Origin of the sequence: Aliidiomarina quisquiliarum, assembly GCF_023922585.1 — a bacterium.
GTDB lineage: Bacteria > Pseudomonadota > Gammaproteobacteria > Enterobacterales > Alteromonadaceae > Aliidiomarina > Aliidiomarina quisquiliarum.
In genome coordinates, this window is the sequence record NZ_JAMFTN010000025.1 from 70,636 (window position 1) to 94,719 (window position 24,084).

Below are 24,084 nucleotides of genomic sequence, written 5' to 3' on the forward strand. Positions count from 1 at the left end.
TTTAGCAAGTTTTCCCTGCGTTTTAATATGTTACCAAGCTATAACGAATAAATTATGCTTCAGGAACATAACGGCGGAACACTAAAGAAGCGTTCGTACCACCAAAGCCAAAGCTATTCGACATCACCACGTTAATTTCTTTTTCAAGCGGCTCACGCACAATATTCATGCCCGCAGCTTGCTCGTCTAAGTTATCAATATTAATTGAAGGCGCTACAAAGCCGTCGCGCATCATGAGTAATGAGAATACCGCTTCGTGAACACCAGCAGCACCAAGCGCGTGGCCTGTCATTGCTTTGGTTGCACTAATTGCTGGGGTGTTGTCGCCAAATACTTCACGTATCGCCTCCAACTCTTTCACGTCGCCTACTGGCGTGCTGGTACCGTGCGTATTCAAATAGTCGATCGGCGTATCTAAGCCGGCCATCGCCATTTTCATACAACGCACAGCGCCTTCGCCTGAAGGAGCAACCATGTCGTAACCGTCTGAGGTTGCGCCGTAGCCAACAATTTCAGCATAAATTTTCGCACCACGGGCTAGGGCTGTTTCTAGCTCTTCAATCACCAGCATACCGCCACCACCTGAAGGCACGAAGCCGTCACGATCTGCGTCATAGGTACGCGACGCTTTTTCAGGCGTGTCGTTATATTTCGTGCTGAGTGCACCCATGGCGTCAAATTCCATGCCTAGGGTCCAATGCAGCTCTTCACCACCACCTGCGAATACGCGATCTTGCTTACCTAATTGAATGAGCTCTAACGCATGGCCAATACAGTGCGCACTGGTAGCACACGCCGAACTAATTGAATAGTTCACGCCCTTAATTTTCATTGGCGTTGCTAAGCAAGCAGACGTGGTCGACGCCATGCAACGTGGCACCATATATGGCCCAACACGGCGTACACCGCGCTCGCGCAACGTGTCTGCTGCGGCAACTTGGTGTTCACCTGAAGCGCCACCTGAACCTACTACTAACCCGGTGCGCTCGTTACTTACTTCCTCTTCGGTTAAGCCTGCATCAGCAATAGCTTGCTCAAGAGAAATATATGCATAGGCAGCTGCGTCGCCCATAAAGCGCAGTGCTTTACGATCAATATGGTCTGCAACATTAATTTTTAAGTCGCCCCATACCTGACAACGTAAGCCCATTTCTGCAAAACTTTCTGAACGGGTAATTCCTGAACGCCCTTCACGAAGTGAACTCAACACTTCTTCTTGGTTGTTGCCAATGCTCGAAACAATACCTAAACCAGTAACAACAGCTCGTCTCATCTTGTCTGTCCTATGTTAAAATTTGTGCGTATCATAGCGCGTCCGCGAGCAAACGAAAATCTATCAATGCAGTGGTCAGCTTAGCTATACCTTTATTCGCCATACGGAATGAGTTGTATTGTGCCCCAAGAACCCATGAACAAAACGCCCCTAAGCTATGCCGAGCTTGCCTTCGATGCCACAGGCACACCTCGCTCTACGCAGCATAACGACGTTTACTTTTCTCGTGGCCAAGGCGTCGCTGAAAGCCGATATGTATTTCTTCAGCACAATTTCTTACCGGCTAAGTGGCACACTTTAAAAGCTGACTCTACCTGGGTCATAGCTGAAACAGGCTTTGGCACCGGGCTCAATTTTTTTACCGCAGCCACCGACTTTCTCCAACACGCGCCAGCACATACTCAACTGCATTATGTTTCTTTTGAAAAGTACCCACTTCACGCCAGCGATCTCACCACTATTGCTAGCCACTGGCCTGAGTTTGAAAGTATTAGTCAAGCCACCGCGGCTCATTACCCTGAACTTATTCCCGGCTTGCACCGGCTGCAGTTACACCCACGTATCACCCTCGACCTCATTTTTGGCGACGTGCTCGATACCTTGCCCGACTGGGCCGCAGCCCATGAAAACATGGTCGACTCATGGTTTCTAGACGGCTTTGCACCAAGCAAAAACCCCACCATGTGGCAGCCGGTGGTGTATCAATCGGTATTTAAAAGCTTAAAAGCACAGGGCACCCTTGCTACCTTCACTGCCACCGGCCATGTTCGCCGAGGCTTAGAAGCAGCCGGCTTAAACATAAAAAAAGTCCGTGGTTTTGGCTATAAGCGCGATATGCTCTGCGGCACTAAACCAACCTTAGCAACACCTGCGCCACGCTTACCTAAGTCTATCGCCATTATTGGAGGCGGCATTGCCGCCGCAAGCGTAGCTACTGAATTACGCGACTTTAACGGCCCATTAACCTTAGTTTGGGGCGCTAAAAGCCCTGCCGACGGTGCTTCTGGTAACCCCCAAGGGGCTATTTATCCCTTATTGCAAGCCAACTGGACCCTACTAAGCCAACTCAACACCCATGCCTTTTGTTTTAGCCGCACGTTTTACCAGCAACATGTGCCTCATCAGGTACATTGGACCGGTGTGGAATTATTAGAGCGCTCAGCAGAAGACAAAATTCGCCAGAAAAAAATTATTCAACGCCAGCTTTACCCAACGTCCATAGTGCAGGCCAAAGCCCACAGCCTGCTTATGCCAACCGCTGGTTGGCTTAACCCGTTGGCGGTGGTGAGCGAGTTATTCCAGCAGCTTATTCAGTATCGTGAAACCCGTGGGCTTCCTACCCAGATTATTAAAGACCAGCCGGTAAAGTCGCTCGAGCGTATTGCAAGCCAATGGCACATTGAAACCAACAGCGGCAGTTATCAAGCTACAAATGTGGTGTTATGTGTGGGCCATAGTTTAGGGTTAGCCGAGCAAGCCGTTACCGCCACTCATATTCACAGTCGCGCGTTAGCACAGGCCAACTTACCTATTCGGCCCGTGCGCGGGCAAATTAGCTTGTTACAGGCCGGCGCCCTCGAAAACTTACAGCATGTAGTGTGTGAGAAGGGTTATGTATTACCGCCACAGCAAGGGGTGCTGTGTACCGGGGCAACCTTCGATCAAAACGACCATAGTGCCAATATAAAAGAAAGTGATAATGCCGCGAATATCAACAAATTAAATAGCATGATGCATACCAATTTTCAGGCTAGCGACCTTCTTGGCTGCCGCGCTTCGGTGCGCGCCACAACTCCTGATCATATTCCTATTCAAGGCCCACTGGTGCGTGCCAGTGCCTGCGGCAAAGAAACCGTTTCATGCCCAGGCTTGTCGGTTATTTTAGGGTTAGGCTCGAGGGGGTTTACTACGGCGCCGTGGCTAGCACATGCCGTAGCGTGCAACATTCTGGGTAAACCATTACCCTTTGGCGAGCGCATTGCAAAGGCAACCGGCACCCGTCGTTTTATACAACGGGCGCAAGCTAGAACAAATGAGTAACTAACGGGCAGCTGTTGCTTTCGCTTTTTGCTCCAGCCGAGTTACCATGCCTTCTACTAGCACTCGGTCACTGTCATTTAATTCACCGGCGTGTTCGGCAACACTGGCATATAATGCTGGCCAAAACTTCGCTTGATCTTCTTCACCAGCCATAGTTAAACGCGCCACAATCAAGTCGAAATGGCCTCGTAAATACCCACTCGCAAACAGCTCATCGTCGTTACCATGGGCCACAATGTGATCAAATTCCGCGTCAATGTCTTCCGACATCTCGGTAATACTCTTGCTGCTCATATATCCTCAAACGCTATAATAGTTTGGCGCTTAGTATACCGTTCATAGGCTTAGCCATCTACCATCCAAACGGCTTTCTGTTACAATGGCCGCCATTCTTTTTACCCGCAGTACTTGGAGTTTTAACCAGACCATGGGTGATTTTCGGATTGGTTTATTTTATGGTTCAACCACCTGCTATACAGAAATGGCAGCAGAAAAAATACGCGACTTTATTGGCGCCGACATTGTTGACATATACAACATCAAAGACGTGCCGCTGGCTAAGGTGAACGACTATTCGTTACTAATATTTGGCATTTCCACTTGGGACTTTGGTGAATTACAAGAAGACTGGGAAAGCCTATGGCAAGAAGCAAGCACCTTAAACCTCAGCGGTAAAACGTTAGCGCTTTATGGTATGGGCGACCAAGACGGCTACCCTGAATGGTTTCAAGACGCGCTCGGCATGCTGCACGACGCGGTGGCACAACCTAACTTAAAACGTATTGGGTTTTGGCCCAATGAAGGCTACAACTTCGAAGCGTCGAAAGGCCTAACTGCAGATAAAACACACTTTGTTGGCCTAGCACTAGACGAAGACTCGCAATACGAATTGTCAGACGAGCGCATTGCTATTTGGTGCACCCAAGTTTTAGAAGAAATAGCTGCCGCCTAAGTAGCAGCTATTCATTACTAAGAAAGTGGCTGTTGTAACCGCAGCCCTTCCTTTAGCGCGTCGCAAAACTCATGCAACGCCTTTTCTTCATAAGCCACCGCAGGGTGTTTACCCCATACAGGGCTTGGCCATGCGGGGTCGGCTTTAAAGCGCACAATATGGTGCATATGTAACTGCGGTACCACATTGCCCAAAGCACCAATATTAAGCTTCTCGCCTTTAAAGTGCTTCATTAACCACATTGATAAAAAAGTCGACTCTTGCAATAATTGCTGTTGTTGCATGGCTTCAAGCTCATATATTTCGCGAATTCCAGCAACCCTTGGCACTAAAATAACCCAAGGGTACTGGCTGTCGTTCATCACTAATACACGGCAAAGAGGCAAGTCGCCTACCGACTTCGTATCTGCAGCAAGCTGCGTATCTAAGGTCCAAATATCTGTCATCATTTACCTTTTAGTGCTGAATACTTTAGTAGCGAATACTTTAATGACGAATACTATTTTCGTCACCCGCAAACACCTGGCCAAAATAACTGTCTGGCAACCATGTTGGGCGCACTGCATTGCCATTAGCAATCATGCGGCCAATATCGTAGTTAATATTGGTAAATACCGCGCCTGCATCATAACGAATGCCGCCGTATTGTTCCGTTAAGGTGCTAATTTCGTCTGAATGCCTGTGGTAATGCTTGGCAAAGAATTCGCCCCACACTTCGCCGCCATCTTCCCCTTCATTTTGCGACTCAAAACCAGTCATCAAAAATACCGCCGGAATTCCTTTTTTCACTAAAGCATAGTGGTCTGAACGTGTGAAAATAGCTTGCTCAGGCATTGGGTCGGGGCTGCGCTTAATACCATGCAACTCTGCCGCTTCTGCAACTACGGCGCCTAAGCTTGAATGTTCCGCACCAAAGGCAACAACATCAGCAAAGTTATACAGTAACACGGGCATGTCTAAGTTTACGTTCGCCACAATGTTTTCAATTGGCACTGTTGGGTAATGGGCAAAGTAATCGGCACCCAATAAACCACGCTCTTCTGCGGTAACTGCCGCAAACATAATGGTACGGTCGGGGTGGTCGCCATTTTTCGCCGCTTCTACAAACATGCGCGCCGTTTCTAGCATTACTGCTACACCCGCTGCGTTGTCCATTGCGCCATTATTAAACTTGAGCTCGCCTTCTGTATTGTTTACCGGGCCTAAATGGTCTGAATGGGCGGTATACAGCACAACTTCGTTACGTAATGTATTATGGCCGCCACTAAGCTTTGCCATTACGTTAGGGCTATCGAGCGCACCGAACACCGACTGCTTCGCTAAGGTTGCCGACACACCAAGGGCAACACCCTTCGGCATTTCATTAGCGTCTATTTGTTGCCAAATGTCGGCGAGCTCTAGCTCAACGTTTTCAAATAAATGCGCTGCCGCTTCATAATGCAAAAATGCTCCACCACGAAGTTGGCCTTCGTCGCCATGGGCTTCACCTTCAGGTGTTAACCAGGTCATACGGCGAGCATCAGCAGCATAGCGGCGCATGACCGCAAAGGGTCTAACTTCCTCTTGTTTAGGCGTATGTAAGGTAATAATGCCCACCGCACCACGCTCAATAGCTAATTCAGTTTTAATCCGGCCAAGGTGGGCTGCTGCCTCACTTGGCAAACCGTCAGGGCGGCCCGACAACATCACCACAATTGCGCCGTCTACATCTAGGCCCGCGTAGTCGTCAAAGCCAAACTTGTCCGACACCATGCCATAACCCACAAATACTAAAGGGGCTGTTACTTCTAGTTTTTCCGCAAAGGTGCTCGGGCTAGCAGTAAAAGCTTCTAAGTACGGCAGCGAAATATTTTTCCTACCATTGTGCACAATAAACTTCGGGCTATCGGCCACTAAGGTTGCGGTACGAAAAGGCACCCGCTGGTAATAGCCGTCGTTGCCAGCAGGCTCTAGACCAAGCTCTTTAAACTGGCTCACTATATAAGCAGAGGCTATTTCATGGCCCCGTGTTCCCGTGTCACGGCCTTCTAATAAGTCGCTGGCTAGAAACTCTAAATGTGCTTCCAGCGCCACTTCACTGGCTACTGGTTGAAAAGCCTGATCTTGCTGCTGATTTTTTTCTTCGACGGCCGGGCTACACGCAGCCACAGCCAAAACCGTTAGCAAAGAAAGAAATCCCTTACGATACAAATTCATATGAAAACACCCTGAGAAATTAGTGCGGTCAGTTTAACCGCTTACAGCCTTCCATACCAGCCACAATAATCACTGAACTCTTGCTTTCAAAATGCCATTATTGTAGTGTTACATTATAACATCACACAAACTAGCCATGCATCGCTTAAATGCATTAAAACCCACTTTAAGGATTCCTCTAGATGTATCAGAAGACCCCTGTTGCCCTTGCTGTGGCAACCCTCTTAATGCCGCTTACCCTTCACGCTGAAGAAACTGCAGAAAACGCACCCCACGAACACGATCACAAATACGAGCGTGTTATTGTTACTGCATCACCTCTTGAAAAGTCGGCTCTGAACAGTGCCCAAGCTATTCATGTATTAAGCGACGACGAATTACGCCAAGCCCAAGCGGCAACCCTAGGTGAAACCTTGCGCGGCATTCCTGGTGTGCAGTCGAGCTACTTTGGCCCTACCGCAAGCAGCCCTGTTATTCGTGGCCTCGACGGCCCCAGAGTTAAAGTGGTACAAAATGGTTTAGATGTAGCCGACATTTCTCGTGGTGGCCCCGACCATGCCGTATCAACAGAAAGTACCACCGCCCAACAAATTGAAGTATTCCGTGGCCCTTCAACGTTATTATTTGGTAGTGGCGCCAGCGGTGGTGTGGTTAACGTGGTCGACAATCGCGTACCGCGCTACGCTGAACAAGGTATTACTGGGTACTATGGCGCGGGTTACAACAGCAGTGCCAATGAACGTAATGTAAGTGCAGGAATAGACGCCGGTGCCGACGACATTACGGTGCACTTCGACATGTTTATGCGTAAAGGCGACGACTACGACGTACCAAATTTCCTTACCCTCGAAGGCGATATTGCCAACACCATTGAAAACTCCTTTACCGACGACAAAGGCTTCAACATTGGTGCCAGCTACTTTTTAGACTCAGGCTTTATCGGCTTTTCATATGGCCGCATGGAACGCGACTATGGTTTACCCGGCCACACCCACGACGAAGGCGAAGGCCATGATAGCCACGACGAGCATGACGACATTTATGCCAGCTTTGTGCAAGACCGCTATCAAGTGCTTGGTTCGTTTATCGACCCTATGAAAGGGTTTAAACGCCTCGACATTAATCTTGGTTTTACTGAAATGAATCACGACGAAATTGAAGGAGATGTGGTTGAAACCGGGTTTTCATTAGAGCAAACTGAACTACGTTTAACCGCAACGCACCAGCCAATTTTGAGCTGGGACGGTGCTGTTGGTATTCAGGTACAAAATCAGCAATACCAGTCGTCGGGTACCGAAGCTTTCACGCCAAATTCTGAAACCGACTTAACCGGGATATTCTGGTTACTAGAAAAAAACATCGACCAAATAACCCTGGAAATGGGTGCACGGGTAGAAGAGGTTAAAATAGCTACCGATGATTTCGGCACCATTAAGCACACTCCTGTTAGCGCTTCTTTTGGGGTGAACTATCGAGCAACCGAGCTACTAAGCTTCAGCATGAGCCTTAGCTATAGTGAACGCGCACCACAAGCAAATGAACTCTTTGCCAATGGCGCTCACTTTGCTACCCGTTCATACGAGTTAGGTGGTTTTTATGAGCTACATGAAGATCACCATGCCCCAACTGATCCAGATTACACAGGGTTATACCATGTTGCTCCTAGCACAACTGGCCTTAATAAAGAAAAAGCTAATAACATTGACCTTGGTTTGCATTACGATGGTTTAAAGTATCACCTCGATGCGAGCGTATTCTACAACCATATTCGTAATTTTATTTACCAACAAAATACTGGCTTAAGTAGCGAACTACTGGTTGCCGATCATAGCCACCACGATGATCACGGCCACCACGATGATCACGGTCATGACCATAGTAGTGCGGGTTTACCTATTTATGCCTATCAACAACAAGACGCTGACCTGTACGGCTACGAGCTAGCAGGCCATTACGAATTCAATTCACAATGGCACCTGGGTGCTTTTAGCGACTACACCCGCGCTAAGTTTGTCGACGCTAGCCCAGGCAATACCAATGTGCCGCGCATACCTGCACAACGTGCAGGCTTGCACCTAAGCTATATGCCTGCAGGTTGGGAAACGAAACTTTCATACACCCATCATTTTAGCCAAACAAAGGTTTCTGCTGACGAGGTGAAAACCGACGGCTTTGGCATGTTAAGCGCCCATGTAAATTACTATCCTAGTTACTTTGCTGGCCAAGACTTTGCCATTTACTTTAAAGCGGAAAACATAACCAACCAGCTCGGTTATGCTCACAACTCCTTTATCAAAGACTTCGCCCCGCTGCCAGGTCGTAGTTTTGGCATAGGTGTGCGCGCTCAATTCTAGGCATTGGCTATACTGTGCAGTAGAATAAGTTAATTATTTAAAGTTTATTAGCAAGCGTTCCCAAAGGAGAATCTATGCGCTTTTTATCACGTCGACTAGTGATGCCAAACGACCTGAATTTTGCCGGCTCTTTGTTCGGTGGCCGTATTTTAGAATGGATAGACGAAGAGGCGTATATTTTCGCCTCCTGCCAACTGGGCGAACGCAGCTTAGTAACTAAGTACATTGCCGCCATTTCATTTGAAGCATCGGCCTACAAAGGCGATGTGGTGGAATTTGGCCTCGACATTAAAAATGTTGGTCGCACCTCTGTGTCGGTTACCTGTGTGGTGCGCAATAAAATTACCAAGCAAACCATTTGCGTGGCCGATGAAATTGTTTTTGTTCATATCGACAGCGACAGCCGCAAGCCCATGGCTCATGGTAAAACGAAAGAAGACCTATTAGCCGTTAAGTTTTAATACCCCTTTTGCTACAGTACAAAAACAAAAGGGCTGTCGTACTTCTGTATGACAGCCCTTTTTTATTCTAACTGTTTATTCTTATTTTAAAAATGCGCCAGCTAAAGCCAGTACAGGTGTTGCCGTTGGCTTGCCATGCTGCCAGTCGCCGCCTTCTACACCACTACCGGCAATATCAATATGGGTGTATGGCAACGGTAGCTCAGACGCATTGTCATGCTTGTCTAAACCAGCCGTTAACACTAAGAACGCCATCGGGAATTGATGCCCACGTGCCGTGGTTGCCGAAGGACCATTGTTCGACGACAACACATCATCGGCCTTAGTACGGCCACGCACAAAGTCAAAGTCTTCACGACGGCTCAGCGACAGCTCAGCCCCGTCGCCCCACAGTTCGCCGGCATCCATAATTTTTTGCACAATGCCCGCTTTCAGCGCTGGGCCATTAGGTACTAATGCTGTGTATGGGCCTTTCGACAATGCCGCATGGCCTGTTAAGGTTGCTACCGTATAAAGCGACGGGTTTTCTGCCGTTAGCGCTTCATCTTTTAGCTTCGTTAACGAATCGGCAATTACCAAACGCCCTTCGGCGTCGGTGTTTCCAATACGTACACGCACACCTGAACGGCCGGTAACAATTTCATCAGCCACAAAAGCTAAGCTGCCAATGTTATTGCGCACAAATGCTAATTCAGCCACTACTCGTAAGCCTTTTGGTTTTAGCCCTGCAACGGTGCGTAAAAAACCAGCCACTCCAGCTGCACCACCTTTATCACGGCTCATGCCGGCCATGTGGCCGCCGGTTTTCAAGTCGGCACCACCGGTGTCGTAGGTAATACCTTTACCCACTAAAAACAAACTTTCGGTAATAGGGCCTTCGCCTTTATATTCCAACCGCACCACACAAGGGCGTTGTTTTTCAACGGCAAACGAAGCCCGCGCCACAGCGCTTAATAGTGGGTATTCATGTTGCAGCTGCATACGATCATTAATAATAGTTACACTTACACTGCTACCAGCAAACGCTTGCTGGCAATATTCAGCAGCCCGGGCCGGCGACATACGCTCTGGCTCAGTACCGCAAATATCACGAGCAACACGACGTCCTGCTTCTACTGCCGTTAACCACTCTATACTGGTTTCACCCAGCACACCCACCGCCGCAAAAGGCTCTAGCCCCTCACCAAAGTGCTCACGGGCTTCTAATGGCTCGTAGGCGCCTTGGCTTAAACCTAAATAGCTACTGGCCAAAGCATGTTGCCATGCGGCGCCAGCAGGTACCGCCGTAGTCATAATTACCGGCTGTTTCGCGCCAGCTTTCGCCACCCGTGTTACTGCATCGCGCGCGGCGTCATAAAATCGGCGCACGTCGTCATAGTCACGCGCAAGGCTGCCCGTTGGCGCTAGTACCAAGCGGTTACCTGGTACGCCTGCGCAAGGCACTATGCTTAATTGCTGGGTAACCGAATCGTCGGTTACTTTAGCCGCAGCAATGGCCGCTTGGCAGTGTTCTGGAAGCTCATCAAAGTGTGGGCCTACTACAATTAGCGCGTCCCAACTACCGTTGGTTAGGCTGTCCCAAGTTACTTGCTCGGGAGTAAAAGGTTCTGGTGCACGTAATGCCATATTTATTTCACCTTAGTTGTTATGTGTTTCAGCTTTTAATAGCTAATTTACTGTCGGCGCCAGCGCGTGCCTTCAGCAGAATCTTCCAATACGATACCCATAGCTTGCAGGGCGTCGCGTGCTTGGTCGGCGCCGGCCCAATCTTTTGCGGCTCTGGCGTCGTTACGCTGTTTAATCAATGCTTCAATAGTGGCTACTTCAGCGCTGTCGCCGCCACCATGTAAAAAGTGTTCTGGTGTTTGTTCTAAAATGCCCAGCACTGCGCCATATTCACGCATAAGCCCAGCTATTTCTTGCGCCTTTGCTTTCGTTTCAGCCGTATTTACTGCACGTAAACGGTTTAATTCCCGCGCCAGCTCAAAAATAACCGACATGGCTTCTGGTACATTAAAGTCGTCATTTAATGCAGCAGTAAACGCAGGCTCGTAGCTGTTACGGGTTTCTGCCGACACAGCACTTACCTCAATATCGCGCAATGCCGTATACAAACGCTCTAAACTTGCCCGTGCTTGATCTAAATGACTTTCTGAATAATTTAGCTGGCTGCGATAGTGCCCGCTTAATAAGAAAAAGCGCACCGTTTCTGCATCGTACTCTTTTAGTACTTCGCGAATGGTGAAAAAATTATCGAGCGACTTCGACATTTTTTCTTCATTCACCTGCACCATACCCGTGTGCATCCAATAGTTCACATAAGGCGTGTCGTGGGCACAGCTTGATTGGGCAATTTCATTTTCATGGTGCGGAAACTGTAAGTCGGAACCGCCGCCGTGAATGTCGAAGTGAGTACCTAAGTGTTTGCCACTCATGGCTGAACATTCAATATGCCAGCCTGGCCGACCTTCGCCCCATGGCGAACTCCAACTGGGCTCACCTGCTTTAGCTTTTTTCCACAGCACGAAGTCTAGTGGGTCACGTTTGTCTTCCACCACCGCTACGCGCGCCCCTGCTTGCAGCTGTTCCAGCGCTTGCCCACTTAGTTTGCCGTAATCAGGGAAGCTACTTACATCGAATAAAACGTCACCTGAAGTAGCCACATAGGCATGTTTTTTAGCCAATAGCGTTTCTATTATTTCTATAATTTCAGGCATGTGAGTGGTTACTCGTGGCTCGATGTCTGGCCGAGTCAGGTTCAGCGCATCGAAGTCTTCATGCATGTAAGTTAGAAATTGCTCAGTAATAGCATTAATATCGGCATTGGTTTCTGCCGCACGGTTAATTATTTTGTCGTCTACGTCGGTTACGTTGCGCACAAAGGTAACCTCGTAACCACGATAACGTAGGTAACGTACTACCACGTCGAAAGCGACATAGGTTCGGGCATGGCCAATATGACAATAGTCGTAAATAGTCACGCCGCAGACATACAAACTCACCTTACCAGGTGTGAGCGGTTTAAATTCTTCTTTACGATGAGTCAGTGAGTTATAAATCTGAAGCATGGTATAATTGTGTCTCCGGCGACGATCAGCTGATTTGCGTTAAAAATGAATGCGAAGCTTATCATTTTTGTAGTATACGAGGAACATTCATGTCAATTGACAACAAAAACTATCCTATTGAAACATTAACATTAGACACCGAAGCGCCGGCAGCAAGCCGCGGCCATGCGGAACGCCTCGCCGAAGAATGGCAACTAGCTGAAGACACCTTCAATGGTGAAAGCGTAAAGCATACCATTTCTATTTTTGGCAGCGCGCGAATTCCTGATCCAGAAACAAACAACGGCAACGACTGCGGCCACATGGCGTCCTTCTATGCAGAAGCCCGTGAATTGGCATTTCAACTGGGGCGTTATATTGAAGAAAGCAACCTTTGCGACACCCGCCTGATTACTGGTGGTGGCCCTGGCATTATGGAAGCTGCTAGCCGCGGAGCCTTCGACGCTGGCCATGCCAGTATCGGCCTAAATATTGTTATTCCGCGAGAGCAAAAACTAAATCCGTTTATTGCGGCTAAGCACAGTATTGAGTTTCAATATTTTGCCCTGCGTAAAATGCACTTTTTAAAGCGGGCACGGGCATTAATCGTATTTCCCGGTGGTTTTGGCACCCTCGACGAGCTGTTTGAAACCTTAACTCTTATACAAACCAAGAAAATGCCCCGCATTCCAATTATTCTCTACGGTGCAGACTTCTGGAACCGCTTGCTTGATTTAGAAATATTACTAGAGTGTGGCTTAATTGATAAAGACAACCTTGAACTTTATCATGTGGTTAGCACTGTTGAAGAAGCCTTCAACGCTCTACAGCCCGTATTGCAAGAGCTTGATTAAATCAGCCTGCAAAGGGTTTTCTTTTCAAACCAGAGCAGTTTCCGCTAAACTTCCGCTGTTCCGTTTATTTGTTTTTGGCTTTAGGCCATTTAAGTCACTAGGTAAGGATTTTTTATGTTTGTAACATTACACACGAATCACGGCGACATTCGCATCGAATTATTCGCCGACAAAGCACCTGAAACCGTTGCTAACTTTCTTCGTTATGCTGAAAGTGGTTTCTACGACAACACAATTTTTCACCGTGTTATTAGTAACTTTATGATTCAGGGCGGTGGCTTTGAACCAGGTATGACCCAGAAGCCAACGGAAGCGCCGATTAAAAACGAAGCAAACAACAAATTGTCTAACACCCGCGGTACCATAGCCATGGCCCGTACCCAAGACCCACATTCAGCAACCTGCCAATTTTTTATTAACGTTGAAGACAACGGCGCCCGAGGCCTCGACTTCACTGCAGAAAATAGCAACGGCTGGGGTTACTGCGTGTTTGGTGAAGTGGTTGAAGGCCTTGACGTAGTCGACGCTATTCGTAACGTTAAAACCGGCAACTCTGGCTACCACGGCGACGTACCAGTAGAAGACGTTATTATTGAACGTACTACAGTTGAAGCTGCCGCAGCCGAATAATAATGATTACGCGCTTCATTTCAGACCTTCACTTAAGTGTTTGCAGGCCGGATATGACCGCTCTGTTCGTAACCTTTTTACGTACTGAAGCGCGTGAAAGTGATGCCCTTTATATTTTAGGCGACTTATTCGACTATTGGATTGGTGACGATGATCAAACCCCTTTTCATCGTCACATTATTTACGAATTAAGGCAGCTTACCGACGCTGGGGTACCCTGCTTCTTTATTGCTGGTAATCGCGACTTTCTTATTGGCGAACGGTTTGCTACTGAAACAGGCGTAACCATTCTCGAGCAGCCTTTTGTTGCCGACATTTATGGTACCCCTACATTATTACTGCACGGCGACTGTTTATGCACCGACGACGTTGCCTATCAACGTTTTCGTAAAGTTGTTCGCAACCCATTGCTTTTGGCTATAGCCAAACGGTTACCATTAAAATGGCGCCGTAGCCTTGCTCAAAAGCTTCGCTCAAGCAGCAAAAGCAACCAACCCCTCACGCCCGAACAATTAAAAGCCATGGACACCACCGAGCCAGCAGTACAGCAGGCTTTTGCCAAATATAAGCTGGAACGTATCATTCACGGCCATACCCACCAGCCCAATATTCATGAACATGAACTTGCCAACGGCCAGGTGGGCACCCGCATTGTACTTGGCGACTGGTACGAACAAGGTAGTATTTTAGAAGTAACCGCCGATACTTTTATACTCCGCAGCGAACCTTTAAGCAGCAACTAGCTAGTCGGCACGCCGCTATGAAAGCGTAACTCGGTGTCTGGCGACAATATCAGCTCGGCTTCAACTTTAGCTAAACGTTCAATATGCTCGGTTATTGGCCCACCATTTACTTCTTCCGCTAAGGCTAAGTAGTCTTCAAAGTGCCGTGCTTCCGAACGTAATAATGAAATATAAAAGCGCGCCAGCTCGCTGTCTAAATATGGCGCCAACGCCGCAAAACGCTCGCACGAACGGGCTTCTATTAACGCCCCGATAATAAGCTTGTCTACTAGCATTGCTGGCTCGTGCTTACGGGCATGGCGTAGTAACCCCGCCGCATAACGCGAAGCACTCACCGCCTGTATATCAATGCCACGGGCCGTCATTATGTCGAACACTTGGCTAAAGTGATGCAGCTCTTCTTTCATTAACAACACCATGCGATCGACCATGCGGGCTTGCCATTCATGCTCAGTCGTTATTTTAAGGCGTGGAATGTGATTGCCTAATTGCCGCAAGTTCACCGCTTGCTTACGGTAAATGGCGTCTTCGTAAGGTAATAGCCAGTTCAATACCTCGGCGGCACCTTGTTCGTCTAAAATATATCGTCGTAACAACAAAGCCGCACTTTGTGCCGCTTTTAATTCGCAATGCAAATGGTCAATGAGCAATATATTTAAGGCTTCAGGCGTTGCCGCCAAGTTTAGCCATGCTTGTGGTGTTGCTACGTGAAGAAAGTTTCGAATGGGCACTAATAGGTTATTTATTTGCTCGGATGGGTGATCTGTATTCACATCAAGTATTGCCTTCTGCTCAATTTACTATTATAGATCTATATACCTGCACACATTTTGTACAAACTTTTAGTGCAGCAAGGAGCTACTATGATACTAAATCATGTTTGGGGTCTCTACGCCCATCCACTTAAAGCATGGAAAAGAATTGGTACCCGCAATGAAAGCTTGGGATTTGCTCTTTCACACCTTTTGCTTATTGCCTTAATTCCCGCCAGTTGCGCCTACTATGCGTCGGTTCATACGGGTTGGAACATTGGTATTCAAAAAAACATTTATTTAGCCGCCGACAGCGCCCTGCTTATGGCTATTTTAATGTACTTTGGCTTGTTAGCGGGTGTTATTGCCCTGGCCTATTTAATTCATTGGATGTCTAAAACCTTCGGCGCAGATACCAGCTTTAAACAGTCTTTAGAGCTCTCGGCTTACACGGCAACGCCCGTTTTAATGGCTGGCGTTGGTGCTTTGTATCCCGAGCTGTGGTTTGTTAGCTTAGTATTTTTGGGCGGTTTGGCTTACTCCGTGTACTTGCTTTACACCGGGGTACCTATTTTAATGAAAATTCCAGAAGAGCGTGGTTTCATGTATGCCAGCTCAGTGGTAACAGCTGGTTTAATTTTAATGGTTATTCTAATGGTTATTTCAGCAATGGCTTGGACCAATGGCTTCGCCCCAGTATTTATTCAGTAATTCTTAATCCTTCATAAAAAAGCTCGGCGCTCACTGTTTAAATAGTTAGCCCGAGCTTACTTTTTTCTAAATCTACTTTATTCTGCTTTTGTACTTTCTCGGTACTTGTTAAACCAATAGGTTACATAAGCAGGTTTTGCCATTAAGTTACTTGGCCGCGCGTGTAACGAATGCGACGCCCCTGGCACTCGCACCATAGCCGACTCAATACCACGTAACTGTAACGCTTGGTAATACTGCTCGGTTTCTGAAATTGGTGTGCGGTGGTCCGACTCGCCAGTAAAAAGCATAGTCGGCGTGGTTACCTTGCCCACATAAGAAATTGGCGAATACTTCAAGTAATGCTCTGGCATGTCCCACGGTAAGCCTGGAAACCAGTACTGGGTAAAGTAGTTATACATGTCGGCATTAAGCACAAAACTATACCAGTTAATAACTGGGTTCACTGCCACAGCTGCAGCAAAACGATCCGTATGGCCAATGGTCCAAGTGGTTAACACACCACCGCCACTACCACCGGTTACAAACAATTCGTTTTCGTTAATAAAACCGCGGCTAATAACCTGATCAACGCCGTCCATTAAGTCGTTAAAGTCATAGCTTGGGTAGTTATGATGAATTTCATTGGCAAAGTCTTCGCCATAACTAGTACTACCACGCGGGTTGGTATAAAGCACCACATAGCCCTGGGCTGCCATTAACTGTAGTTCCATAGCAAATACAGGGCCATAGGCTGTATGTGGGCCACCATGTATTTCTAAAATTAGTGGGTACTGCTTGCTAGTGTCAAAACCTGGCGGGTACATAACCCAGCCTTGAATTGGTTTTTCATCTACCGACGAGTTATACCAAAACTCTTCCACTTCACCAATAGTACGATTGGCTACAAAGTCTTGGTTTAACTGGGTAAGCGTCGTTGTTCTGCCATTAACGATAGTGGCTAGTTCTGCCGGGCGCTGAGTGCTACTTTGGGTGTAATACAGCTTGTCTTTCGCGCCCAAAGCAAACTGCCCGCCGGAGTATGGGCGACTATAAGAAAGGCCACCTAAGTCATTGGTAAGAACTTTATGAGCACCACGTAAGGTTTGCTCAGCTAAAATTCCCGTGCCTTTGTCGTCATAAGAAACAATCAGCCCACGACTATTTTCTTTCCAGGCAAAGTCACTAATGCTGCGATCTAAGTCTGGCGTTAATGCGCGACTATTCGAGCCATCGATATTCATTACATACAAATGGCTTACCTGGCTCGATAAGCGACGGTCATCAAAACCTACATAAGCAATGTAGCGGCCATTGGGCGACACTTTAGGCTGACTGTCTGGACCAACTCGATCTGTTAATTGTGTGAGCTCCCGTGAGGCTATATTAAGCTGAAACAATTCACTATTAAGGGGCTGCTCTTGCCAGTTGTCATAGCGATTCGCCGAAAAGAACAGCGCGCTGCTATCTGGGAGCCACGCCAGCTCACCCCCATGGTTAAAGTTGCCTTCGGTTAATTGCGTAACGCTGCCGCCCTGAGCCGGCATAATATAAATTTGCTGATAGCCTGAAGCCAAATAGCCTGCCCCATCGGCGCGATAGTTCATGTTATCAATATACTTCGCTGGCTCGGCCCAACTTGCACCCGTCGGTTTGCCTGGCAAGCTCACCGGTGCCGCTTTTACTTCTGGAGTAAACATTGAAAATGCTAACCATTGCCCATTTGGCGACCAGCTTAAGTTACCCGGGCTATTGGTTGTGGTAGACAATTGTGCGGTACGGCCCGAATCAAGCCACAGTATATGAATTTGGCCACCAGACAAAAAGGCAACCCGATCACCTGTTGGCGACCAACGTGGCGAATAAGCATCAATATTGCGATCGGTTAACGCCTGCAAATTAGAACCGTCACTGGCCATAATCCACAAGGAGCTGCGGCGACGGTCAGTATTTCTGTCCATCCAATTACGTACGAATATAACCTGCTCGCCGTTGGGGCTAGGTTGAGGGTCGGCGGCAAATTCAATTTCAAACACATCGTCAAATTGTAGCGGGGTTACGTTTTCTGCATTAGCGTTTTGTACCAACGCCTGCGCAGTAAATGCAATAAAGCTAACAAGAACAATTAATAAAGTACGCACCATGGGTACTCCTTTTCTAGAGATAACGCGATTTACTTACATTAACTAAACATTACACTAATCGCTAGGATAGCGGATAGTGCAAAGGCGATGAAACCCTATCAAATTGAGACTTTAGGAAAAACAGACTGGGTATTTATTAATAGTTGGGTGGCAATTTCAGCTGGGCTTTCTTCACGAAGCTCGCAAAGAGCGTCAAACACAATGCGTACACGTGAAGGCTCATTGCGCTGACCTTGAAAGCCCATTAAGGGCATGTCAGGGCTATCGGTTTCTAGCACCAGGCTAGTTAGCGGCGCCTGACTAATTGCGGTGCGGGTTTTATTCGCGCGCGGATAGGTAATTACACCACCTACCCCAAGTTTGAAGCCAATATCAGCCCATGCTTGCGCTTGTTCGCTACTACCACTAAATGCATGCACTATTCCCGTTAATCCCTGTACCTTGCCGATTACTTTAACCTCGGCTAATAAGGTGTCGAGTGTTTTGCGGTGGTGTAAAATAACCGGCCGTTGTAGTTCAGCGGCCAAATTTAACTGCGCACGTAATAAGTTCAATTGTAACGCAGGTTGCGCGCAGGTGGCATCAAGACCAATTTCACCCACGGCTGCATCAGGGTTTTGCCGCAACAACAGTTCTAAATGCATAAGGTCTGCAGGCACATGCTGGGCAATAAAGTAAGGATGTAAGCCAAAGGCTAAATGCCAACCAGCATGCTGCTGTGCTAATTCTAGTAACCGCGGCCATTGCTGGCGGCTTATACCCGGCACCACAAAAGCGCTCACCCCTGCTTGTTTCGCGGCAGCAACTACCGCATTGCGGTCATGGTCAAACTCAGCAAAATCAAGATGGCAGTGAGAATCAATTAGCTCGATCATGGTTATTTTCGGGGTTATTACTTTCACTACGAACTCGGCGTATTAATACCGGCTGGCGGCGACGAACAAAGGCGGTGGCAACCATAACACCAGCAAAAAACGCCAGAATAAGTAAATAAGCACTTTCACTTAGAATCGAGCGATGAAAAGGCCTTGATTCCGACATAATTCGGTCGTAGTCAAAGGTTATGCGCACAAAACCAAGTAGTTCCGCGCTTTGATCGTCGCTGTCGAGCACCTCTTCAACCATAGGCACCGCCCAAATAATTTCTGGGAGTGCATTTAAATAGTTATACAGCGGCTGTTCGTGCCCAGCCCGCACTACCGTTCTACCTAATCGGTCTTGAATAGCCACTTCAAGTATTTCGTCTTGCTGTTGTAAGTGTTGCGCTAAGCTGCGCAATGCGTCGTCGTTATTTTCTAAAAACCAAATTTGCGACTCATGCCGTGCTTGCGCCAATATAAGGCGTGCAAGCCGTTCCGTATGAGCCATTAACGCTTCTTCACCACGCTGATTTACTTGCAACCACACGTTGGCAATGGCTGAAAGCAGTAATGCCGCAACCCCCATATATAAACCTAAGCGCAACCAGCGGTCTTCGTTGAAATACCAGCGAAAGCTACGTTTTATAACTATTTCCTTTTGCATGGCTTCACTTTAGCCGAAGGTCTGTGGAGTGACAACGATATTCTGCTACTATACAAGCAACTGTTAATGTCATGGTTCAAATAAAATGCGCCACATAAAACCGAATATGCACGTGCCAGGGCTTGCCGTGTTTGATATGGACTCGACCCTGATTGACATGGAAAGTATAGACGCCATAGCCGCTGCTGCCGGCTACGGTGAAGCAGTTGCAGCTATTACCGAAGCAGCCATGCAAGGCCAGCTCGACTTTACCGAGGCCTTACTTGCTCGGGTTGAAAAACTAGCCGGTGTACCTGAACAGGTTATTCTTGATATGTGTAATAACCTGCCATATATGCCCGGCGCAGACCGCCTTATTGCTTGGTTTAAAAAGCATCGGTGGCGCATTGTTATCGTTTCTGGTGGTTTTACCTGGTTTGCCGACGAAGCCGCCCGCCGCTTTAACGCCGACCATGTGGCCTGTAATGTACTTGAAGTACAACTAGGTAAGCTGACCGGCCGTTTAATTGGCGATATCGTCGACGCCGAAGCGAAAAAGCGTATTTTACTTGCCCTAGCCCAAACCTACGGCCTAGAAAGCCAGCAAGTGGTTGCCGTTGGCGACGGTGCGAACGATATTCCCATGGTTGAAGCTGCGGGTACTGGCATTGCCTTTATGGCAAAACCCGCACTACGCGAAGTAGCCGACATTTGTATCGACAGCCCCGACTTAAGCCTTATTATTCATGAGTTAGAAGAGCCGTAATATAAAATGACTATGTGGACTGAACAACAAACAACGGCCTTAGATGCACTAGGCATTCCGCGCTACCAGTTAAACCATGCGCCTGCTGAGGCTGTTGCTAACATACAAGCCGAACCAACCCCTGCAGCAGCGCCTATCGTTGAACCAGTAGCCGCTGAAGCGCCTGCAGCTGTCGTTGTCACTGTAGCAGCGCCCCCAGTAGAGCAAGAGCCAGTGCTTTATCAGCTCGGCCCATGGCTGTTACAGTTTCCGCTGGCCCTACCGGTGAATTACTACCCCTGGCTAAAAGACTTAAGCCAATTTATAGAATCACCCCCCACCCAAGTAAGCGCCGCAGGCAACAAAACCATTATCGACTGTGCCTTCGTTGCCAAAGACATACTTAGCCCCGCAGAAAAACGTGCGCTATGGCAGCAATTGAAACCTTTTTTAAACCAGTGACCACGTCATGATCATCGCCCCAATTTACCAATACATTCCTGCTTTATACGCCATTGAAAGCGTTGCCCACCTTGTACCCTGGTCAGAGCGTACGCTACAAGGCTGCTTTGGCAGTAACTACCGCGTTATTGGCTTGTATAACGAAAATGAATTGATTGGCTTTTATATTGTGCAAGATATTGCTGGCGAACAAACACTGATGAACATTGCCGTGCACCCCAATTTTCAAGGGCAAGGCTTCGGTAGCGTTTTGTTAAACGACCTACTTATGCGCGCCAGTACTTGGCAACAAAGCCAGCTAGCATTAGCCATTCCAGTTTATTTAGACGTACGGGAAAGTAACCATAGCGCCATTCGATTATACGAACGCTACGGCTTTAAAGTATTAGGCAAACGCTTAAATTATTATCCACTACCGAATTCAACAGAAAGGGAAACCGGCTTGGTATATGGTCGACTAGCGGATTTGAATTGATATAACAGAAGAGAAAATGGCAGGGGTGGAGGGACTCGAACCCCCAGCCGTCGGTTTTGGAGACCGCCGTTCTACCAATTGGAACTACACCCCTGCAGATGCCTTATGCTAAGTACGCACTAAGTACGCAAGTAACGGCAAGCATTATACCCATCGTTGTTAGGCCCGCAAGGCTTTTCTTGCAAAGTGTACTGCATTAAGGCTTAGGTGATGGTTTAGTGAACAAAGCGCTAGTTTTTAGCGCTAAGAATTTGGCGTTTAGTTACTTGTTGAGATCTAAGGTCCGCTTTCGTTTGTTGATAGCGATTATCATAATCTTGCAAACTAGTGTTTGGTTGTGGGCTCCGCCATTCGCCATACATAAAGGTCAAAAAGCTTTCAACTTCATCAGGCAAATAAACCGTATAGCCACAATATTTTATTGGCTGAGGGGTTCGAAAGTGAACCGCAGGAGCATCAAAAATACCCGCTGAAGAGTCCAACTCAGAACGACCATGACGCTCGGTTCTCTTTTGCAAACTAATTTCTATGTCTTTTATCGTTTCATGGTCATTACTTTCTAAGTCCAAGTTTATGCAAACATCTTCTCCCGCTAAAGTAATCACTGTTGCCACCCAGTGCGCTTCAGGTACTTGTGGTAACGCAGCGAGTAATTGAGCCGTTAATTCAACAGCCTTATCAAAATTTTTGGCATTGATAGCAAAATCAATATCATCATCCCAAGGTATTAAATCACCGTCTCGCACTAAGCCAAGGGCCGTACCCGAATCAACCATCGCATAAATGCCGTGTTTAGCTAAAAACTCGCTAATAATCCCTAAGCTCTGTTGAGCAAAAGCCAACGTAGCAGCGTGCGTAAAAGGCTTAATAGCAGGCTTTAGGTAAGTTTTATTGGGAATCACAACCTTTGCAGCAGGAATACTCAACTCATGAATAAGTTGGTTTTTAATACTATCTTGCCATTGGCTCGTTATAATCACTTCGTCAAAGTCGTGCTGCGCTATATCTAAGGGGCTAATAATTGGGCGCCCGGCAAGCGTAGCTCCCCAGCGCGATGAATCATTATCACTAAAAGCTATCACGTCCACTTGGCTATTATGTTTGATGAAGTTTTCACCACCCAGGCTTGCACCAAATAAAATCACTTGCTTACGAACAGACATTAGTTCCCCTTTAGTCACAGTAAAAACTGATATGAATCATATCCTAATGCAGCCACTATAGTCATTTGTCACACTAGTTTAAAAGCTCTAAATAACTTAAGCTCTAAGCCGATAGCAAAATATACACAACACAAAAGGTAGCTTTTGAATGACCACCGTAATTACGTACGGAACCTTTGACCTTTTTCACATTGGGCATGTCAACCTGCTTAAGCGAGCACGAGCACTAGGCGACCGACTTATTGTTGCCGTTTCTACCGATGAATTTAACCAAACCAAAGGCAAGGTAACGCTAGTACCTTACGAGCAACGAGTTGCTATATTAGAAGCCTGCCGCTATGTAGACTTAGTTATACCCGAGTCTACCTGGGACCAAAAAAGACTAAACATTACTGAGCATGCAGTCGATACATTTGTAATGGGTGACGACTGGCAAGGGAAGTTCGACCATTTAAGCGACATTTGCCAAGTAGTATATTTAGACCGCACCAAAGACATATCGTCTACTGCCATGAAGCAGGCAATTAATGTGTTTGTGCAGATGCAGAAGAGTTTTCTTTAATAGGTAGAAAAATGCCCCAAATAACAGCACTAATGAGTACTTATAATAGCGCGCATCATGTTAAAGAAACAATCGACAGCATAATTAGCCAAACCTATCCTGACTTCGAGTTTTTAATCATTGATGACGGTTCAACAGACAACACCGTCGAAGTAATACAGCAATACAACGACCAGCGTATTAGGCTCATTCAAAATAAAGAAAACAAAGGCGTCGGTGCATGCCTAAACCAGGCATTAAAACTGATTAATACGCCATACATTGCCAAAGTAGACTCCGACGATATTAGCCATCCTGAAAGGTTTGCTAAACAACTGCAATATATGCAGCAAAACCCAACCCTAGATATAATAAAATCTTACTTTGAATACTTTCCAGACACACCTGAAGTAGAACAAAGCGAACGCTATAAACAATATAAAGCAGAGAAAGAGAAAGAACACAATGCCATCGACACGCCTGAATTAATCGAAGTGAATTTACTTAGGTGGTCATGTGTAATACATGCAACTTACTTTGCAAGGTCACTTGCAATCATCAATTTAGGGTATCCAGATTATAGGGTTGGTGAAGACTATGCACTCTTCTATAGTGCAGTTAAGAAGAACAATAAAATAGGATGTATTCGGGAGAATTTAGTACGAGTTCGAGTAAGTGATTATTCAACAACAACGATATCAGATGCCGCAAAATTTTATTCTCATTCTGTAGTCAATATTAAAATAAATGAAATAATAAAACTACATAAAACTCATGGCGCATTATGGATCTATGGTACTGGTGGGCTTGGTATAGAGTCATGCCGGTACTTAATTAATCTAGGCTTTGTTATACGTGGGTTTTTAGACCGCCATGTGAAACCCCCGATATTAATTAATGGCGAGTTACTACCTGTTAAGGATATCAAGACACAAAAAACAGCAGGTATCATTATCGCAGCTCAACCTGTACGTATGGAAATAAAAACCAAACTAGAAAGAAGAGCTTTAATTGAGCATGAGGATTTTTTGATTTTAGCTTGATTAGGTTTATATTAAA

24 protein-coding genes and 1 tRNA gene are annotated in these 24,084 nt (G+C 46.9%); 13 read left to right on the forward strand and 12 right to left on the reverse strand.

Annotated features, from left to right (window positions below; all coding sequences use genetic code 11):
* Positions 1–52 precede the first annotated feature (52 nt).
* Positions 53–1,273, reverse strand: coding sequence for a beta-ketoacyl-ACP synthase I (gene fabB, locus M1L23_RS11255; RefSeq protein ID WP_252627465.1), 1,221 nt, complete (start codon positions 1,271–1,273; stop codon positions 53–55).
* Between the two features lie 120 nt (positions 1,274–1,393).
* Between fabB and mnmC the strand changes: the two genes are divergently transcribed.
* A complete protein-coding gene (gene mnmC, locus M1L23_RS11260; protein ID WP_252627471.1) occupies positions 1,394–3,313 on the forward strand; it encodes a bifunctional tRNA (5-methylaminomethyl-2-thiouridine)(34)-methyltransferase MnmC2/FAD-dependent 5-carboxymethylaminomethyl-2-thiouridine(34) oxidoreductase MnmC1 in 1,920 nt (639 codons plus the stop codon).
* Here mnmC and M1L23_RS11265 read toward each other — a convergent pair whose 3' ends face one another.
* Positions 3,314–3,607: a YfcL family protein gene (locus M1L23_RS11265; protein ID WP_252627473.1), complete on the reverse strand. Its 294-nt coding sequence runs from the start codon at positions 3,605–3,607 to the stop codon at positions 3,314–3,316.
* A 133-nt stretch (positions 3,608–3,740) separates the two neighbouring features.
* On the opposite strand from M1L23_RS11265, the gene fldB reads away from it, so the two are divergent.
* The gene (gene fldB / locus M1L23_RS11270) at positions 3,741–4,265 is read left to right on the forward strand and encodes a flavodoxin FldB (RefSeq protein WP_252627474.1); all 525 of its coding nucleotides are present in this window, start codon (positions 3,741–3,743) and stop codon (positions 4,263–4,265) included.
* A gap of 17 nt (positions 4,266–4,282) precedes the next feature.
* Here the strand turns inward: fldB and M1L23_RS11275 are convergent, their stop codons facing one another.
* A complete protein-coding gene (locus M1L23_RS11275; protein WP_252627476.1) occupies positions 4,283–4,711 on the reverse strand; it encodes an HIT domain-containing protein in 429 nt (142 codons plus the stop codon).
* Positions 4,712–4,751: 40 nt separating this feature from the next.
* Positions 4,752–6,461: a M28 family metallopeptidase gene (locus tag M1L23_RS11280; RefSeq protein ID WP_252627477.1), complete on the reverse strand. Its 1,710-nt coding sequence runs from the start codon at positions 6,459–6,461 to the stop codon at positions 4,752–4,754.
* Between the two features lie 182 nt (positions 6,462–6,643).
* On the opposite strand from M1L23_RS11280, the gene M1L23_RS11285 reads away from it, so the two are divergent.
* A complete protein-coding gene (locus M1L23_RS11285) occupies positions 6,644–8,815 on the forward strand; it encodes a TonB-dependent receptor (protein ID WP_252627479.1) in 2,172 nt (723 codons plus the stop codon).
* A gap of 74 nt (positions 8,816–8,889) precedes the next feature.
* Positions 8,890–9,276 carry an acyl-CoA thioesterase gene (locus M1L23_RS11290; RefSeq protein WP_252627481.1) on the forward strand — a complete coding sequence of 129 codons (387 nt, stop codon included), beginning with the start codon at positions 8,890–8,892 and terminating at the stop codon, positions 9,274–9,276.
* Between the two features lie 81 nt (positions 9,277–9,357).
* On the opposite strand, the gene M1L23_RS11295 is transcribed toward M1L23_RS11290, so the two are convergent.
* Positions 9,358–10,902, reverse strand: coding sequence for a M17 family metallopeptidase (locus M1L23_RS11295; protein ID WP_252627482.1), 1,545 nt, complete (start codon positions 10,900–10,902; stop codon positions 9,358–9,360).
* A gap of 47 nt (positions 10,903–10,949) precedes the next feature.
* Positions 10,950–12,344: a cysteine--tRNA ligase gene (gene cysS, locus M1L23_RS11300; protein ID WP_252627486.1), complete on the reverse strand. Its 1,395-nt coding sequence runs from the start codon at positions 12,342–12,344 to the stop codon at positions 10,950–10,952.
* 89 nt (positions 12,345–12,433) lie between these two features.
* On the opposite strand from cysS, the gene M1L23_RS11305 reads away from it, so the two are divergent.
* From M1L23_RS11305 to lpxH, 3 genes are all read left to right on the forward strand, one after another.
* Positions 12,434–13,177, forward strand: a complete 744-nt coding sequence (locus M1L23_RS11305; protein WP_252627488.1) for an LOG family protein — start codon at positions 12,434–12,436, stop codon at positions 13,175–13,177.
* 114 nt (positions 13,178–13,291) lie between these two features.
* Complete coding sequence (locus M1L23_RS11310; RefSeq protein ID WP_252627489.1) at positions 13,292–13,807, forward strand: peptidylprolyl isomerase; 516 nt, start codon at positions 13,292–13,294, stop codon at positions 13,805–13,807.
* A gap of 2 nt (positions 13,808–13,809) precedes the next feature.
* Complete coding sequence (lpxH, locus tag M1L23_RS11315) at positions 13,810–14,550, forward strand: UDP-2,3-diacylglucosamine diphosphatase (RefSeq protein WP_256473774.1); 741 nt, start codon at positions 13,810–13,812, stop codon at positions 14,548–14,550.
* On the opposite strand, the gene miaE is transcribed toward lpxH, so the two are convergent.
* On the reverse strand, positions 14,547–15,323 hold the full coding sequence (miaE, locus tag M1L23_RS11320) for a tRNA isopentenyl-2-thiomethyl-A-37 hydroxylase MiaE (RefSeq protein ID WP_252627493.1): 777 nt from the start codon (positions 15,321–15,323) through the stop codon (positions 14,547–14,549). The genes lpxH and miaE overlap by 4 nt on opposite strands.
* Before the next feature lie 90 nt (positions 15,324–15,413).
* Here miaE and M1L23_RS11325 point away from each other — a divergent pair, with 90 nt between their 5' ends.
* A complete protein-coding gene (locus M1L23_RS11325) occupies positions 15,414–16,013 on the forward strand; it encodes a Yip1 family protein (RefSeq protein WP_252627494.1) in 600 nt (199 codons plus the stop codon).
* Positions 16,014–16,090: 77 nt separating this feature from the next.
* On the opposite strand, the gene M1L23_RS11330 is transcribed toward M1L23_RS11325, so the two are convergent.
* The 3 genes from M1L23_RS11330 to M1L23_RS11340 all read right to left on the reverse strand — a co-directional run bounded on the left by M1L23_RS11330 (position 16,091) and on the right by M1L23_RS11340 (position 19,660).
* Complete coding sequence (locus M1L23_RS11330) at positions 16,091–18,136, reverse strand: S9 family peptidase (protein ID WP_252627496.1); 2,046 nt, start codon at positions 18,134–18,136, stop codon at positions 16,091–16,093.
* 98 nt (positions 18,137–18,234) lie between these two features.
* Entirely contained in the window at positions 18,235–19,038 is an 804-nt protein-coding gene (locus M1L23_RS11335) for a TatD family hydrolase (protein WP_252627497.1), read from the reverse strand.
* Positions 18,995–19,660, reverse strand: coding sequence for an AhpA/YtjB family protein (locus tag M1L23_RS11340; RefSeq protein ID WP_252627499.1), 666 nt, complete (start codon positions 19,658–19,660; stop codon positions 18,995–18,997). The genes M1L23_RS11335 and M1L23_RS11340 overlap by 44 nt, the downstream gene beginning before the upstream one ends.
* Before the next feature lie 85 nt (positions 19,661–19,745).
* Here M1L23_RS11340 and serB point away from each other — a divergent pair, with 85 nt between their 5' ends.
* From serB to rimI, 3 genes are read left to right on the forward strand one after another with little or no spacing between them, the layout of a single operon-like run.
* Positions 19,746–20,405: a phosphoserine phosphatase SerB gene (gene serB / locus M1L23_RS11345; protein WP_252627501.1), complete on the forward strand. Its 660-nt coding sequence runs from the start codon at positions 19,746–19,748 to the stop codon at positions 20,403–20,405.
* Positions 20,406–20,411: 6 nt separating this feature from the next.
* Entirely contained in the window at positions 20,412–20,846 is a 435-nt protein-coding gene (locus M1L23_RS11350; protein WP_252627502.1) for a hypothetical protein, read from the forward strand.
* A gap of 7 nt (positions 20,847–20,853) precedes the next feature.
* Positions 20,854–21,321 (forward strand): ribosomal protein S18-alanine N-acetyltransferase, encoded by a 468-nt coding sequence (gene rimI / locus M1L23_RS11355; RefSeq protein ID WP_252627503.1) that lies wholly within the window; start codon positions 20,854–20,856, stop codon positions 21,319–21,321.
* 17 nt (positions 21,322–21,338) lie between these two features.
* Here the strand turns inward: rimI and M1L23_RS11360 are convergent.
* Together M1L23_RS11360 and M1L23_RS11365 are read right to left on the reverse strand one after the other, a co-directional pair.
* Positions 21,339–21,415: transfer RNA gene (locus tag M1L23_RS11360), tRNA-Trp, on the reverse strand.
* Between the two features lie 136 nt (positions 21,416–21,551).
* Complete coding sequence (locus M1L23_RS11365; RefSeq protein ID WP_252627504.1) at positions 21,552–22,484, reverse strand: nucleoside-diphosphate sugar epimerase/dehydratase; 933 nt, start codon at positions 22,482–22,484, stop codon at positions 21,552–21,554.
* Between the two features lie 148 nt (positions 22,485–22,632).
* Between M1L23_RS11365 and tagD the strand changes: the two genes are divergently transcribed.
* Both tagD and M1L23_RS11375 read left to right on the forward strand, forming a co-directional pair.
* Positions 22,633–23,046 (forward strand): glycerol-3-phosphate cytidylyltransferase, encoded by a 414-nt coding sequence (gene tagD / locus M1L23_RS11370; protein WP_252627506.1) that lies wholly within the window; start codon positions 22,633–22,635, stop codon positions 23,044–23,046.
* Positions 23,047–23,057: 11 nt separating this feature from the next.
* The gene (locus M1L23_RS11375; protein WP_252627508.1) at positions 23,058–24,068 is read left to right on the forward strand and encodes a glycosyltransferase family 2 protein; all 1,011 of its coding nucleotides are present in this window, start codon (positions 23,058–23,060) and stop codon (positions 24,066–24,068) included.
* Positions 24,069–24,084 lie beyond the last annotated feature (16 nt).